14 protein-coding genes are annotated in these 14,000 nt (G+C 59.1%); 6 read left to right on the forward strand and 8 right to left on the reverse strand.

Annotation, left to right across the window (positions count from 1 at the left end):
* Positions 1–21: 21 nt before the first annotated feature.
* From gabD to csiR, 4 genes are all read left to right on the forward strand, one after another.
* Positions 22–1,470: an NADP-dependent succinate-semialdehyde dehydrogenase gene (gene gabD / locus AC6CWS_RS22305; RefSeq protein ID WP_065883918.1), complete on the forward strand. Its 1,449-nt coding sequence runs from the start codon at positions 22–24 to the stop codon at positions 1,468–1,470.
* A gap of 12 nt (positions 1,471–1,482) precedes the next feature.
* The gene (gene gabT / locus AC6CWS_RS22310; RefSeq protein ID WP_065883917.1) at positions 1,483–2,766 is read left to right on the forward strand and encodes a 4-aminobutyrate--2-oxoglutarate transaminase; all 1,284 of its coding nucleotides are present in this window, start codon (positions 1,483–1,485) and stop codon (positions 2,764–2,766) included.
* A gap of 135 nt (positions 2,767–2,901) precedes the next feature.
* A complete protein-coding gene (gene gabP / locus AC6CWS_RS22315; protein ID WP_065883935.1) occupies positions 2,902–4,302 on the forward strand; it encodes a GABA permease in 1,401 nt (466 codons plus the stop codon).
* A gap of 45 nt (positions 4,303–4,347) precedes the next feature.
* Positions 4,348–5,040, forward strand: a complete 693-nt coding sequence (gene csiR, locus AC6CWS_RS22320) for a DNA-binding transcriptional regulator CsiR (protein ID WP_023288513.1) — start codon at positions 4,348–4,350, stop codon at positions 5,038–5,040.
* A 97-nt stretch (positions 5,041–5,137) separates the two neighbouring features.
* Here the strand turns inward: csiR and crl are convergent, their stop codons facing one another.
* The 3 genes from crl to gpt form a co-directional block, all read right to left on the reverse strand.
* Positions 5,138–5,536, reverse strand: coding sequence for a sigma factor-binding protein Crl (gene crl / locus AC6CWS_RS22325; RefSeq protein ID WP_002889793.1), 399 nt, complete (start codon positions 5,534–5,536; stop codon positions 5,138–5,140).
* A 57-nt stretch (positions 5,537–5,593) separates the two neighbouring features.
* Positions 5,594–6,838 carry an esterase FrsA gene (gene frsA / locus AC6CWS_RS22330; protein WP_023288512.1) on the reverse strand — a complete coding sequence of 415 codons (1,245 nt, stop codon included), beginning with the start codon at positions 6,836–6,838 and terminating at the stop codon, positions 5,594–5,596.
* A 105-nt stretch (positions 6,839–6,943) separates the two neighbouring features.
* Positions 6,944–7,402: a xanthine phosphoribosyltransferase gene (gene gpt / locus AC6CWS_RS22335; protein WP_002889733.1), complete on the reverse strand. Its 459-nt coding sequence runs from the start codon at positions 7,400–7,402 to the stop codon at positions 6,944–6,946.
* 257 nt (positions 7,403–7,659) lie between these two features.
* Between gpt and pepD the strand changes: the two genes are divergently transcribed.
* Positions 7,660–9,117, forward strand: a complete 1,458-nt coding sequence (gene pepD / locus AC6CWS_RS22340; RefSeq protein WP_065883916.1) for a cytosol nonspecific dipeptidase — start codon at positions 7,660–7,662, stop codon at positions 9,115–9,117.
* 45 nt (positions 9,118–9,162) lie between these two features.
* Here pepD and AC6CWS_RS22345 read toward each other — a convergent pair whose 3' ends face one another.
* Complete coding sequence (locus tag AC6CWS_RS22345; protein WP_048296768.1) at positions 9,163–9,609, reverse strand: GNAT family N-acetyltransferase; 447 nt, start codon at positions 9,607–9,609, stop codon at positions 9,163–9,165.
* Between the two features lie 2 nt (positions 9,610–9,611).
* Positions 9,612–10,667 (reverse strand): DNA polymerase IV, encoded by a 1,056-nt coding sequence (gene dinB / locus AC6CWS_RS22350; protein ID WP_048296767.1) that lies wholly within the window; start codon positions 10,665–10,667, stop codon positions 9,612–9,614.
* Positions 10,668–10,826: 159 nt separating this feature from the next.
* On the opposite strand from dinB, the gene AC6CWS_RS22355 reads away from it, so the two are divergent.
* Positions 10,827–11,687, forward strand: a complete 861-nt coding sequence (locus AC6CWS_RS22355) for a glycerophosphodiester phosphodiesterase family protein (protein WP_032453039.1) — start codon at positions 10,827–10,829, stop codon at positions 11,685–11,687.
* Between the two features lie 262 nt (positions 11,688–11,949).
* Here the strand turns inward: AC6CWS_RS22355 and nqrM are convergent, their stop codons facing one another.
* The 3 genes from nqrM to nqrE are packed head-to-tail and all read right to left on the reverse strand — an operon-like array spanning position 11,950 to position 14,000.
* Positions 11,950–12,165: a (Na+)-NQR maturation NqrM gene (gene nqrM, locus AC6CWS_RS22360; protein ID WP_004204638.1), complete on the reverse strand. Its 216-nt coding sequence runs from the start codon at positions 12,163–12,165 to the stop codon at positions 11,950–11,952.
* Between the two features lie 2 nt (positions 12,166–12,167).
* A complete protein-coding gene (gene nqrF, locus AC6CWS_RS22365) occupies positions 12,168–13,391 on the reverse strand; it encodes an NADH:ubiquinone reductase (Na(+)-transporting) subunit F (protein ID WP_004204637.1) in 1,224 nt (407 codons plus the stop codon).
* Between the two features lie 12 nt (positions 13,392–13,403).
* Positions 13,404–14,000 (reverse strand): NADH:ubiquinone reductase (Na(+)-transporting) subunit E, encoded by a 597-nt coding sequence (gene nqrE, locus AC6CWS_RS22370; RefSeq protein WP_004177335.1) that lies wholly within the window; start codon positions 13,998–14,000, stop codon positions 13,404–13,406.

The following is a 14,000-nucleotide window of genomic DNA, read 5'->3' on the forward strand; positions in this document are numbered from 1 at the left end:
CCCTGAAGACAGGAAGCGATTATGCAACTCAACGATATGACTCTGTTTCGCCAGCAGGCGCTGATTGATGGTCAGTGGCGCGATGCGCCCAACGGCGACGTGATTGCGGTGACCAACCCGGCCAACGGCGAGCAGCTCGGCAGCGTGCCGAAAATGGGCGCCGACGAAACCCGACAAGCGATCGAGGCCGCTAACCGCGCCCTTCCCGCCTGGCGTGCCCTCACCGCCAAAGAGCGGGCGAACATTCTGCGCCGCTGGTTCGATCTTATGATGGAGAATCAGGACGATCTCGCTCGTCTGATGACCCTCGAGCAGGGGAAACCGCTGGCGGAAGCCAAAGGTGAAATCAGCTACGCCGCCTCCTTTATTGAATGGTTCGCTGAAGAAGGTAAACGCATTTACGGCGACACCATTCCTGGCCACCAGGCCGACAAGCGCCTGCTGGTGATTAAGCAGCCTATCGGCGTTACCGCCGCCATCACCCCGTGGAACTTCCCGGCGGCGATGATCACCCGCAAAGCGGGCCCGGCGCTGGCTGCGGGCTGCACCATGGTCCTGAAACCGGCCAGCCAGACGCCGTTTTCCGCGCTGGCGCTGGCCGAACTGGCGAATCGCGCCGGGATCCCCGCCGGGGTGTTCAACGTGGTCACCGGCTCAGCCGGCGCGGTCGGCGGCGAACTGACCAGTAACCCGCTGGTGCGCAAGCTCTCCTTTACCGGCTCGACCGAGATTGGCCGCCAGCTGATGGAGCAGTGCGCGAAAGACATCAAAAAAGTCTCCCTGGAGCTGGGCGGCAACGCGCCGTTTATCGTCTTCGACGATGCCGATCTCGATAAAGCCGTCGAGGGGGCGCTGGCCTCGAAGTTCCGCAACGCCGGGCAGACCTGCGTTTGCGCCAACCGCCTGTACGTCCAGGACGGGGTGTATGACCGTTTCGCCGAGAAGCTGCAGCAGGCGGTGGAAAAACTGCGCATCGGCGACGGCCTGCAGGAGGGCGTCACGACCGGCCCGCTGATCGACGAGAAAGCCGTCGCCAAAGTTGAAGAACACATTGCCGACGCCATCGCCAAAGGCGCGAAGGTGGTCACCGGCGGCAAACCGCACGCCCTGGGCGGCAACTTCTTCCAGCCGACCATCCTGGTCAACGTTCCCGACAGCGCCAAAGTGGCGAAAGAGGAGACCTTCGGCCCGCTGGCCCCGCTGTTCCGCTTTAAAGATGAAGCCGACGTCATTGCCCAGGCCAACGATACCGAGTTCGGCCTCGCCGCCTATTTCTACGCCCGCGATCTGAGCCGCGTGTTCCGCGTCGGCGAAGCGCTGGAGTACGGCATCATCGGCATCAATACCGGCATTATCTCCACCGAAGTCGCCCCGTTCGGCGGCGTTAAGGCCTCCGGCCTCGGCCGCGAAGGGTCGAAGTACGGTATCGAAGACTACTTAGAAATCAAATACATGTGTATTGGCCTTTAACAGGAGTGTCGGATGAACAGCAATAAAGCATTAATGGCGCGTCGCAGCGACGCGGTCCCGCGCGGCGTCGGCCAGATCCATCCTGTCTTCGCCGAGCGCGCGGAGAACTGCCGGGTGTGGGACGTCGAAGGGCGGGAATATCTCGATTTTGCCGGCGGTATCGCGGTGCTCAATACCGGCCACCTGCATCCGCAGATTGTCGCCGCCGTGGAGGACCAGCTGAAAAAGCTGTCCCATACCTGCTTCCAGGTGCTGGCCTACGAGCCCTACCTGGCGCTGTGCGAAAAGATGAACCAGAAGGTGCCAGGTGATTTCGCCAAGAAAACCCTGCTGGTGACCACCGGGTCGGAAGCGGTGGAGAACGCGGTGAAGATCGCCCGCGCGGCAACCGGGCGCAGCGGCGCTATCGCCTTCACCGGCGCCTATCACGGCCGCACCCACTACACCCTGTCGCTGACCGGCAAAGTGAACCCTTACTCCGCCGGTATGGGCTTAATGCCGGGCCACGTCTATCGCGCCCTCTACCCGTGCGCGCTGCACGGCGTCAGCGATGACGAGGCGATCGCCAGCATCCATCGCATCTTCAAAAACGATGCCGCGCCGGAAGATATCGCCGCCATCATTATCGAGCCGGTGCAGGGTGAAGGCGGATTCTATGCCGCCTCCCCGGCCTTTATGCAGCGCCTGCGCGCCCTGTGCGACGAGCACGGCATTATGCTCATCGCCGATGAAGTACAGAGCGGCGCGGGCCGCACCGGTACCCTGTTCGCCATGGAGCAGATGGGCGTCGCGGCGGATATCACCACCTTCGCCAAATCCATCGCCGGCGGTTTCCCGCTGGCGGGCGTCACCGGCCGTGCGGAGGTGATGGACGCCATCGCCCCCGGCGGACTGGGCGGCACCTACGCCGGCAACCCCATCGCCTGCGCCGCCGCCCTCGCGGTATTGCAGATTTTCGAGCAGGAAAACCTGCTGGAAAAAGCCAACCAGCTCGGCGATACCCTGCGCCAGGGCCTGCTGGCGATCGCTGAAGATCATCCGGAGATCGGCGATGTCCGCGGTCTGGGAGCGATGATCGCCATCGAGCTGTTTGAAGAGGGCGACCACAGCAGACCGAACGCAAGACTCACGGCGGATATCGTCGCCCGCGCGCGCGACAAAGGCCTGATCCTGCTCTCCTGCGGGCCGTACTACAACGTACTGCGCATCCTGGTGCCACTGACCATCGAAGAGGCGCAGATCGAGCAGGGTCTGAAGATCATCGCCGACTGCTTTACCGAGGCGAAACAGGCATAAAACAACAGATATGCGGACACGAAGTACGTTAGTAAGGGAATGAAGACGAGACCTGCAAAACAACAATAATACGCGTGCCCCGGCGCGGGAATGTCGGGGCGCTCTCCCAGGTGACACACTTCGAGAGGGTAAATGATGGGGCAACTGTCGCAATCACAGGATTTAGGGGCGGGGCTGAAGTCGCGCCACGTCACGATGTTATCTATCGCCGGGGTGATCGGCGCGAGTTTATTTGTCGGATCCAGCGTCGCCATTGCCGAGGCAGGCCCGGCGGTGCTGCTGGCCTATCTGTTTGCCGGGCTACTGGTGGTGATGATTATGCGTATGCTGGCCGAAATGGCGGTCGCCACGCCGGATACCGGCTCCTTTTCCACCTACGCCGATAAAGCCATCGGCCGCTGGGCGGGGTATACCATCGGCTGGCTGTACTGGTGGTTTTGGGTATTGGTTATTCCGCTGGAAGCCAATATCGCGGCGATTATTTTGCATTCATGGGTGCCGGGCGTCCCGGTGTGGCTGTTCTCTCTGGTCATCACCCTCGCCCTCACCGGCAGTAACCTGCTGAGCGTCAAAAACTACGGTGAATTCGAGTTCTGGCTGGCGCTGTGCAAAGTGGTCGCTATTCTGGCGTTTATCATACTGGGCGCGGTCGCCATTACCGGCTTTTATCCGTATGCCGAAGTGAGCGGCATTTCGCGTCTGTGGGATCACGGCGGCTTTATGCCCAACGGCTTCGGCGCGGTGCTGAGCGCGATGCTGATCACCATGTTCTCGTTTATGGGCGCGGAGATTGTCACTATTGCCGCCGCCGAATCGGATACCCCGGATAAACATATCGTGCGCGCCACCAACTCGGTGATCTGGCGTATCTCTATTTTTTATCTGTGCTCGATCTTTATCGTCGTCGCTCTCATCCCATGGAATATGCCGGGGCTGAAGAGCATCGGCTCCTACCGCTCGGTGCTCGAGCTGCTGCATATTCCCTATGCCAAGCTGATTATGGACGGCGTGATCCTCCTGTCGGTCACCAGCTGTCTGAACTCGGCGCTGTATACCGCCTCGCGGATGCTCTACTCCCTGAGCCGTCGCGGCGATGCGCCGGCCATCATGGGGCGGACCAACCGCAGCAAAACGCCGTACGTGGCGGTGCTCCTCTCCACCGGCGCGGCATTCCTCACCGTGGTGGTAAACTACTACGCGCCTGCCAAGGTGTTTAAATTCCTCATCGACAGCTCCGGCGCCATCGCCCTGCTGGTCTATCTGGTGATTGCCGTTTCGCAACTGCGGATGCGTAAAATCCTTCAGGCGCAAGGCGGCGAGATCCGTCTCAGAATGTGGCTCTATCCGTACCTGACCTGGCTGGTGATCGCCTTTATCACCTTCGTGCTGGTGGTGATGCTGTTCCGTCCGGCGCAGCAGCTGGAGGTGATCTCTACCGGCCTGTTAGCATTGGGAATTATTTGTACGGTACCGATTATGTCGCGCTGGAAAAAGCTGGTATTGTGGCAAAAACTGCCGCTGCAAAATACGCGTTAACCCTGTTCCCGGCCCCCGCCGGGAAGAGTATTCAGGAGTAAGATCATGACCGCCATTTCCCAGGCGACGGCCATTGACGGGTACCGTTGGTTAAAAAACGACATCATCCGCGGGGTCTACCAACCCGATGAGAAGCTACGGATGAGCCTGTTGACCTCGCGCTATGCCCTGGGGGTCGGTCCGCTGCGCGAGGCGCTTTCGCAGCTGGTGGCCGAGCGGCTGGTGACGGTGGTCAATCAGAAAGGCTATCGGGTGGCGCCCATGTCGGAACAGGAGCTTCTCGATATCTTCGACGCGCGCGCCAACATGGAAGCCATGCTGGTGCGCCTCGCCATCGAGCGCGGCGGCGATGAGTGGGAGGCGGAGCTGCTGGCCCGCGCCCATCTGCTCAACAAGCTGGAGTCGTGCGAGGCAAGTGAGCGCTTACTCGATGAGTGGGACCAGCGCCACCAGGCGTTTCACACCGCCATCGTCGCCGGCTGCGGTTCGCAGTATCTGCTGCAAATGCGCGAGCGGCTCTTCGATCTGGCAGCCCGCTACCGTTTTATCTGGCTGCGCACCACCGTCCTGTCGGTAGAGATGCTGGAAGATAAGCATGTCCAGCATCAGACCCTGGTGGACGCTATTCTGGCGCGCGACGCCGAGCAGGCCAGCGCGCTGATGCGCGAGCACTTACTGACGCCGATCCCGATTATTCAGCAGGCGATGGCCGGCAAGCTGCAGCCGCAGGCAGTGTGAGTCAGGTGGCGGGGTGGAGAGTGCGGGTGGGGCGGCAAAGCCTTCGTCACGCTCCTCCACGCCGCACGGGCGTGGAGAAATCGTATCTGTAGATCAATCAGGCGCGCAGGCGAACCGGCTCGCTGAAATCGTCGGCCGGTTCCAGCTTCAGATTAAAGGTGGTCAGCAGCGCTGCGGCGCGCTCGTGAAACTCGCGCAGCGTTTTTTCCAGTCTGTCGCTCACTTCCGGGTCGTCAATGTCGACCGCCTGCCATGACCCTTCTTTATTGAACAGGCCAAACTGGTAGCTATAGGTGAAACGTGACTCTTGTGCTTCCATTTCCATCCACCAGCCCCAGAATTCACGCTTCTCCGGTGCGGGCTTAACGTTGACGCAAACTGCCAGGCAATCGAAAAAGAAACGGTTGTCATGGCACTGCTCTTCGCGAATGTAAGGCCCTAGCGCCGTGAATTTCTTGATCAACTTACTTTTCAGGTGTCCACTCGGTAACGTCATTGCGATCTCCTTTAGTGATGCAACTGTTTTACCAAACCAATAGAATTTAGCAATAAATTAACCAAATCTATGGTTGATCCAGCGGGCGATCTGTCGCAATGCGTGATCAAAATTGCGATACACCGGGTTAAACGGGATCTCCAGCAGTTTGCCATCGGCAGAGGACGAGGTGATTAACCGCGACTCCTCTTCGGGGCTGAACGGATCGTCCTTCCAGAAGCCGGAAAGCATCGGCGTCGGGCAACGGCGTCCCAGCAGTCCCTGGGTTTTTAACGAGTAGCGGTTGAGCTCCACGCGCAGCGCTTCATCGGACGCGTCATGCATGCCCAGCCGCGAGGCCAGCACGTCGAGGTACATCTCCGGCACGCGCCCCTGATGCAGAGGATCCACCAGCAGACCGTGGACCACCGGCCCCAGACAGGCTACGGCCTTCAGCCGCTGCGGCTCCAGGTAACCGAGACGCACCGCGATATTGGCGCCAAAACGGAAGCCGAAGGCGGCGACCCGGGTATGGTCGATCCATGGCACATTTTCCAGATGGCGCAGCGCGTGCTGATGCAGCAGGCTGGTGTCCTGATTCAGCGTCCATTTTGACGAGAAGCCGATGGAGGGCATATCAATGGTCAGCATGGCAATGCCGAGCGGTGAGAAGTAGTTCTCATACAGGTTGTAATAATCCGTCTGCAGCGAGTCCAGCCCCCCACACATCAGCACCGTCGGAAACGGCCCCTCGCCTTTCGGCATATGCAAAAAGCCGGTTATCGGCGAACCGCCAGGGATGGTGAACTCCAGCTCGCGCAGGGCGCCAGGCAGCCGCTGGGCGGCCTCTTCATACGCCCGGTTGGCTAGAGCCTGCGCCTGTTCCGCCAGCTCATCGCCTTTAATATGCGGATAAGCGGCAATGCTGTACAGGTTCGAAGCATGCAGCCAGTGGCGGCCGCTCAGCAAAGGATCGGCTTCCTGCCCGGCCTTTTGCTGCCACTGCATCGCCTCTTTCGCCCACTCAAAGATCCAGTTGCCGCCGCGATAGCCGATGACGGTATCGAACAGCTCGGGATCCGTTCGTTCGGCCTCGCTCATCACAATGCGCGCTTGCACATCAAGGATCTCCTGCGGGGTTACGCCGCGCCAGATCCACATTAAGCGATTGATCAGACGGTACCAGTGTTCGACGTGATTGCCGCTCAGCGCTGACTGCATCGCCTGGGGTTTTCCAGCAGAAAACCGGCGCACCAGCGTAGAGGTTTCGGGATGTTTGAAGCGAGGTTTAAACAGCGTTTCGCTGAGGTTAGCCTGTGACATGTGCAGTCTCCGTCGTAGTGCCACTGCGGATATTGTAACCTGCTATAGGATAAAAAAAACCACGCCCGGCAAGCCGGGCGCGGTAAATAGCACTGTCCTGAAGAATTAACGACCTGCGATAGGCGGTACAAACACCACGCCCATATCCCACGGCTGTTCAATCCAGGTATCCTGCGGAATATCAACCACGTAATCATCCACCAGCGGACGGCCTGCCGGTTTGGCGAAAATGGTGACGAAGTGCGCTTTGGGATACATTTCGCGGATCGCTACGGCGGTCCCGCCGGTATCCACCAGATCGTCGATAACGATAAAGCCTTCGCCATCGCCTTCCGCACGTTTCAGCACTTTCAGCTCGCGCTGGTTATCATGGTCGTAGCTGGAGATGCATACGGTATCAACATGACGAATGCCCAGTTCACGCGCCAGTAAGGCCCCCGGTACCAGTCCACCGCGGCTAACGGCAATAATGCCTTTCCATTGCTCAACCGGCAGCAGACGGCTGGCCAGTTTGCGGGCGTGAATCTGCAACATGTCCCAGGTGACGACGTATTTTTCGCTCATGTGAAGTGTCCCAGCCTGTGTAATACGGCTTAAATAATGTTCGAGGGGGAAAATGGTTGCGCGAGATTATAGAGATCTGACGCACTAAAAACCAGTGTTAAGCGGTTTGCGCAACGCTTTTTGCGTTGTTTACACTACCTGCGGCGGTGGAAAGTGGTATTCTCACCCCCATCGCGCAAGCCCGGGCTTGTTGTGTATTTTAACGCTAACCCTCGTCCTGCAACCGCTGTATGCAGGAGTCTGTAAGGAGACTTACCGTGTCTGAACTGTCTCAACTATCCCCGCAGCCGCTTTGGGATATTTTCGCCAAGATTTGCTCCATCCCGCACCCGTCCTATCACGAAGAACAGCTCGCCGAGCACATTATGGGTTGGGCAAAAGAAAAAGGCTTACACGCGGAACGCGACCAGGTTGGCAACATTCTGATTCGTAAAGGCGCGACTGCCGGTATGGAAAACCTTAAGCCGGTAGCGCTGCAGGCGCACCTCGATATGGTGCCGCAGAAAAATAACGACACCGTCCACGACTTCGCCAAAGATCCGATCCAGCCGTACATTGACGGCGAATGGGTGAAAGCGCGCGGCACCACGCTGGGCGCGGACAACGGTATCGGGATGGCGTCCGCACTGGCGGTACTGGCCGACGACAGCGTCGCTCACGGCCCGCTGGAAGTGCTGCTGACCATGACCGAAGAAGCCGGTATGGACGGCGCCTTCGGTCTGCAGGCCAACTGGCTGCAGGCCGATATCCTGATCAACACCGACTCCGAAGAAGAAGGCGAAATCTATATGGGTTGCGCCGGCGGGATCGATTTCACTTCTAACCTGGCGCTGACCCGCGAAGCGATTCCGGCCGGTTTCCAGAGCTTTAAAGTGACCTTAAAAGGGCTGAAGGGCGGCCACTCCGGCGGTGACATCCATCTCGGTCTGGGTAACGCCAACAAGCTGCTGTCGCGCTTCCTTGCCGGTCATGCCGATGAGCTGGATCTGCGTCTGGTCGATTTCAACGGCGGTACGTTGCGCAACGCCATCCCGCGCGAAGCATACGCTACTGTCGCCGTCGCCGCGGATAAAGCCGATGCGCTGAAAGCGCTGGTGAATACTTACCAGGCGCTGCTGCAAAACGAGCTGGCGGCCAAAGAGAAGAACCTGGTGGTACTCCTGGAAGCGGTAGAGAACGACAAAGCGGCGCTGACTCAGGCCTCCCGCGACGGTTTCATCCGCCTGCTGAACGCCACGCCGAACGGGGTTATCCGCAACTCTGACGTGGCGAAAGGCGTAGTAGAAACCTCGCTGAACGTCGGCGTCGTCACCATGACCGATGACAATGTGCAGATCCACTGCCTGATCCGCTCGCTGATCGACAGCGGCAAAGACTATGTGGTCAGCATGCTGGAATCTCTGGGTAAACTGGCGGGGGCGAAAACCGAAGCCAAAGGTGCTTACCCTGGCTGGCAGCCGGACGCCAACTCGCCGGTGATGCACCTGGTGCGCGAGACTTACCAGCGTCTGTTCAACAAGACGCCGAACATCCAGATCATCCACGCCGGTCTGGAATGCGGCCTGTTCAAAAAACCGTATCCGGAGATGGACATGGTCTCCATCGGGCCAACCATTACCGGTCCGCACTCCCCGGATGAGCAGGTCCATATCGAGAGCGTCGGCCAGTACTGGACGCTGCTGACCGAGCTGCTGAAAGCCATTCCGGCTAAATAAGCATCACCACCGGCGGCAGCCCGCCGCCGGTTTCTCCCCCTCACCTTAGCGTCCCGCGCTTTCCATCCGGTAGTTAATAAACCACTCCCCGCGCGCCGCCACCCGCTGCTCAGCCACCACCTTAAAGCCATGGGCCGTAAAACAGGGTCTCGCGGTAATGCTGGCGTCCACCGTCAGGATTTGCGCAGGATACTGAGCGCAGAGCGCCTCGATAAGCGCGCCGCCGATACCCTGCCGGCCGTGATCCGGCGAGACAAAGAGCAAATCGATATGCGTCCCGATGGCGGTGATAAAGCCAACCGGTTGATTCTCTATCTCCGCCACCAGCCCGTTTGCATCAGCCAGCTTTTGCCGCCAGCGCGTCTCATCCACCTGCGCCCAGGCCGCGATCTGCGCCGGAGTATAGTCCCGGCAGGCCGTTTCCCGCACCGCGCGCAGGAATATCCGACAGAGCAGTGGTAAATCGTTGTCGCGGTAAGGACGAATGTGCATGGTTAAATCCCTAATAAAAGCTGCCTTTCCAGCTGCGGATCGAGCAGCGTCACGTGGAGCCCAACCAGGCGCACGCCACGTCCGCCGCGGCGCTCATCCCAGGCCTTGTGCGCGGTGGCAATCAGATCCGCTTTGTTCAGCTGCGGCCAGACGTGCTCCTGGGTGGTCAGCTGGAAGTCATTGAATTTCAGTTTAATACCCTGACGGGCGATCAGCAGGTCCGGTTTGACCTTCGCCAGCCGGCGCTCCAGTTCGGGATAGAGATTTTCGATAATCGCTTCGCACTCTGACCATTCATGGATATCTTCCGCTAACGTCCGCTCCACCCCCACCGACTTGCGCTGCCGGTCGTTATGGATTTCCCGCTCATCAATCCCGTGGCTGCGCTCCCACAAAATACGGCCGAATTTACCGAAGCGCTTAAGCAGCATGGCCAGATCGCTGTTCTGTACATCGCCACAGGTACGCAGGCCCATATTTTCCAGCTTCGCCGCCGATACCTTCCCGACGCCGGGTATTTTCGCCAGCGGCAGCGCCCGTACAAACTCAGCCACCTGATGGGGAGCGATAACGAACTGGCCATTGGGTTTATTCATGTCGGAGGCGATTTTGGCAAGAAACTTTACCGGCGCTACCCCCGCCGAGGCGGTGAGGCGCAGCTCCCGTTCGATGGTTTCGCGGATCTCCTGGGCGATCAGGGTGGCCGACCCGTGACAATGCACGCTGTCGCTGACATCAAGATAGGCTTCATCCAGCGACAGCGGCTCAATGCGCGAGGTATAGCGGGAGAAAATTTCGCGGATATGGTTCGAGGCTTCTTTGTAGGCATCAAAGCGGCCGGGAAGCAGCGTGAGATGCGGGCACAGCTTGAGCGCCGTCGCCGTCGGCATGGCGCTACGCACGCCAAACTTACGCGCAGGATAGTTCGCGGTACTAATCACGCCACGCTGTACCCGACTGCCGCCTATCGCGAGAGGTATATCGCGCAACGCCGGGTTGTCGCGCATCTCCACCGCCGCAAAGAAACAGTCCATATCGACATGGATAATTTTACGCATCGTCAGACTCAACACTGTATACCCATACAGCATAGCAAAACTCGCTGCGAATTTTATGCTTTTTTTATTTCATCGCCCAGAAAAGCGGTTAAAACATAAAACTGCAATAAATTATGTTTATTTTCATAAAGTTAACCGATAAATCTGGAAGATATAATCATGAAGAAAATACTTACCGCACTTTGCCTGCTGGCCTCCGCCGGCGCCTGGGCCGCCCCGCAGCTGATTGCCCATCGCGGCGGCACCGGCGATGCGCCAGAGAATACCCTGCCGGCCATTAAGCTGGCGCTGGAGAATAACGCCGAGGCCATCTGGGTCACGGTGCAGTTAAGCCACGACGGCGTGCCGGTGCTCTACCGGTCAAGCGATCTTTCCGCATTGACCAATAGCGAGGGCAACGTTTCCAGTTTGACCGCCGCCGAGCTGGCGAAAGTCGATGCCGGCTGGAAATGGGGTGATGACAGCCACCCCTGGCGCGGCAGGCAGGCCACCATTCCCACGCTGCAAGCCGTTTTACAGCAATGGCCGCACACGTTCTTCTACATCGACATTAAATCTCCGGATGCCGACCCGACCGTGATGGGCGAGCGCCTGCTTGCGGTGTTAAAAGCTACGCACAGCCTCGATCGCGTGCGGGTCTATTCCACCGAAGACCGCTATATCGCCGCGCTGCCGCCGGCTATTCCCCGCTTCGTCACCCGCAGCGAAACCCGCACCAGACTTGCCAGCATTTCGCTCAGCCATCAGTGCCAGCCTGCCAGCCAGCGCGAAGGCGAGCAGTGGTATGGGCTGGAGCTGAAGCGCAAGGTAGAGGTGGTGGAGAAATTCACCCTTGGGGAAGGGGTCTCCCCGGCGACGCTCACCTGGGATAAAGAGGCGATGGATTGCTTCCGCTCGCAGGGTAAAGCGCACATTATCTTCTTCGGCATCAACAGTGCGGAAGATTACCGCACGGCGAAAGAGCTGGGCGCTGACGGCGTGATGGTCGATTCCCCAGCGCAGGCGAAAAGCTGGCAGTAAGGGAGTCAATGGCTAAAAAAGGCCGCGAAAGCGGCCTCACGTTGCTGGCATGTTGTTGCCGGGTGGCGGCTACGCCTTACCCGGCCTACCCTTCCAGGACTGGCTGTTAACTCACCGCCGGGCCTGGGGCAGTTGAAACTGCCGGTGCTGGCCGGAGCCCGGGGGTGGCGGCGACTGGCCGCCCCCGGTGCGCTCCCTGCGCCATGAGTGGCATCACGCAAAAGAAATATCGGGAGCGCAATCTGCCCGGAAACCTCACAGATTACAAAATGCGCCGCTGCTGGCGCTGCGCCTCGCGGGCGAGACGTTTCTTACGCGCGTCGCAGGGCTCAGGACAGTCGCAGACTTTCTCCAGTCCCAGCGAGGAGATCCCGCCGCAGCTGCCCTGAATGCTCTTGCGCTTCACCAGGTAGCCCAGCGACATCCCGAGGATCACCAGCGCAAAAATCACAAAGGTTGCGACAAACACCGTCAGCATCGTCAGCCTCCAAAGTCGTCGAGCAGAATATTCTCGTCCTCGACGCCCAGATCCTTCAGCATCTTAATCACCGCGGCATTCATTACCGGCGGCCCGCACATGTAGAACTCGCAGTCTTCCGGCGCCGGATGATCGCGCAGATAGTTCTCGTACAGAACGTTATGGATAAAGCCGGTATGCCCCGTCCAGTTATCTTCCGGCAGCGGATCGGAGAGCGCAACGTGGAAGGTAAAGTTCGGGTTATCCCGCGCCAGCTGTTCAAACTCATCATCGTAGAACATCTCGCGCAGCGAGCGCGCTCCGTACCAGAAGCTGATTTTTCGTGTGCTGTGCAGGCGCTTGAGCTGGTCGAAAATATGCGAACGCATCGGCGCCATCCCGGCGCCGCCGCCGATAAACACCATCTCAGCGTCGGTCTCTTTGGCAAAGAACTCGCCGAACGGCCCCGAAATCGTCACCTTATCGCCCGGCTTCAGCGACCAGATATAGGACGACATGATCCCCGGCGGGGCATCCGGCACCTTCGGCGGCGGCGTCGCAATGCGCACGTTGAGCATAATGATGCCCTTCTCTTCCGGATAGTTAGCCATCGAGTAGGCGCGCAGGGTCGGCTCTTTCACCTCAGAGACGTAGCGGAACAGGTTGAACTTGTCCCAGTCCGAGCGGTATTCATCCGGGACATCGAAGTCAGCATAGGCCACTTTATGCGGTGGGCATTCGATCTGAATATAGCCCCCGGCGCGGAACGGCACCACCTCCCCCTCGGGGATCCGCAGCTTGAGCTCTTTAATGAAAGTGGCTTTGTTATCATTGGAGATAACTTCGCATTCCCATTTTTTGACGCCGAAGATTTCTTCCGGTAGCTCAATCTTCATGTTTTGCTTCACCGCGACCTGGCAGGCCAGACGGCAGCCGGCTTTGGCTTCGCGTTTGGTAATATGCGAAAGCTCGGTCGGCAGGATATCGCCGCCACCCTCTTTGATAGTCACCCGACACTGGCCGCAGGAGCCGCCGCCGCCGCAGGCGGAGGAGACAAAAATCCCGTTGCTGGACAGCGTGTTCAGCAGCTTATCCCCCGCCGGGGTACGGATCTGCTTATCCGCTTCGTTATTGATCTCAATAACCACGTCGCCCGCGTTCACCAGCTTTGAGCGCGCTGCCAGGATAAGCCCCGACAGCACCAGCACAATCAGCGTGAACATCACGACGCCAAGAATAATTTCCATACTTATTCGCCCTTATAGCTGCACGCCGGAGAAGGACATAAAGCCCAGCGCCATCAACCCGGTAGTGATAAAGGTGATCCCTAACCCGCGCAAACCGGCAGGCACGTTGGCGTACTTCATCTTTTCGCGGATCCCCGCCATCGCCACGATCGCCAGCATCCAGCCGATGCCGGAGCCGAAGCCGTAAACGATGGATTCCGGGAAGTTGTAATCACGCTGCACCATGAACGACACACCGCCGAAAATCGCGCAGTTAACCGCAATCAGCGGCAGGAAGATCCCCAGCGCGTTGTATAGCGCCGGGAAGTACTTATCGAGGATCATCTCGAGGATCTGCACCAGCGCGGCGATCACCCCGATAAAGGTGATGAAGTTCAGGAAGCTGAGGTCTACCCCCTCCACCAGCGCGCCATCGCGCAGCACCAGGTTATACACCAGGTTGTTGATCGGTACGGCAAGACCCAGCACCACCGTCACCGCAACGCCGAGGCCGAAGGCGGTGGAGACCTTTTTCGACACCGCGAGGAAGGTACACATCCCGAGGAAAAAGGCCAGCGCCATGTTCTCAACAAACACCGCGCGGACAAACAGGCTAATGTAATGAGCCAT

Source organism: Klebsiella sp. M041 (genome assembly GCF_059759695.1).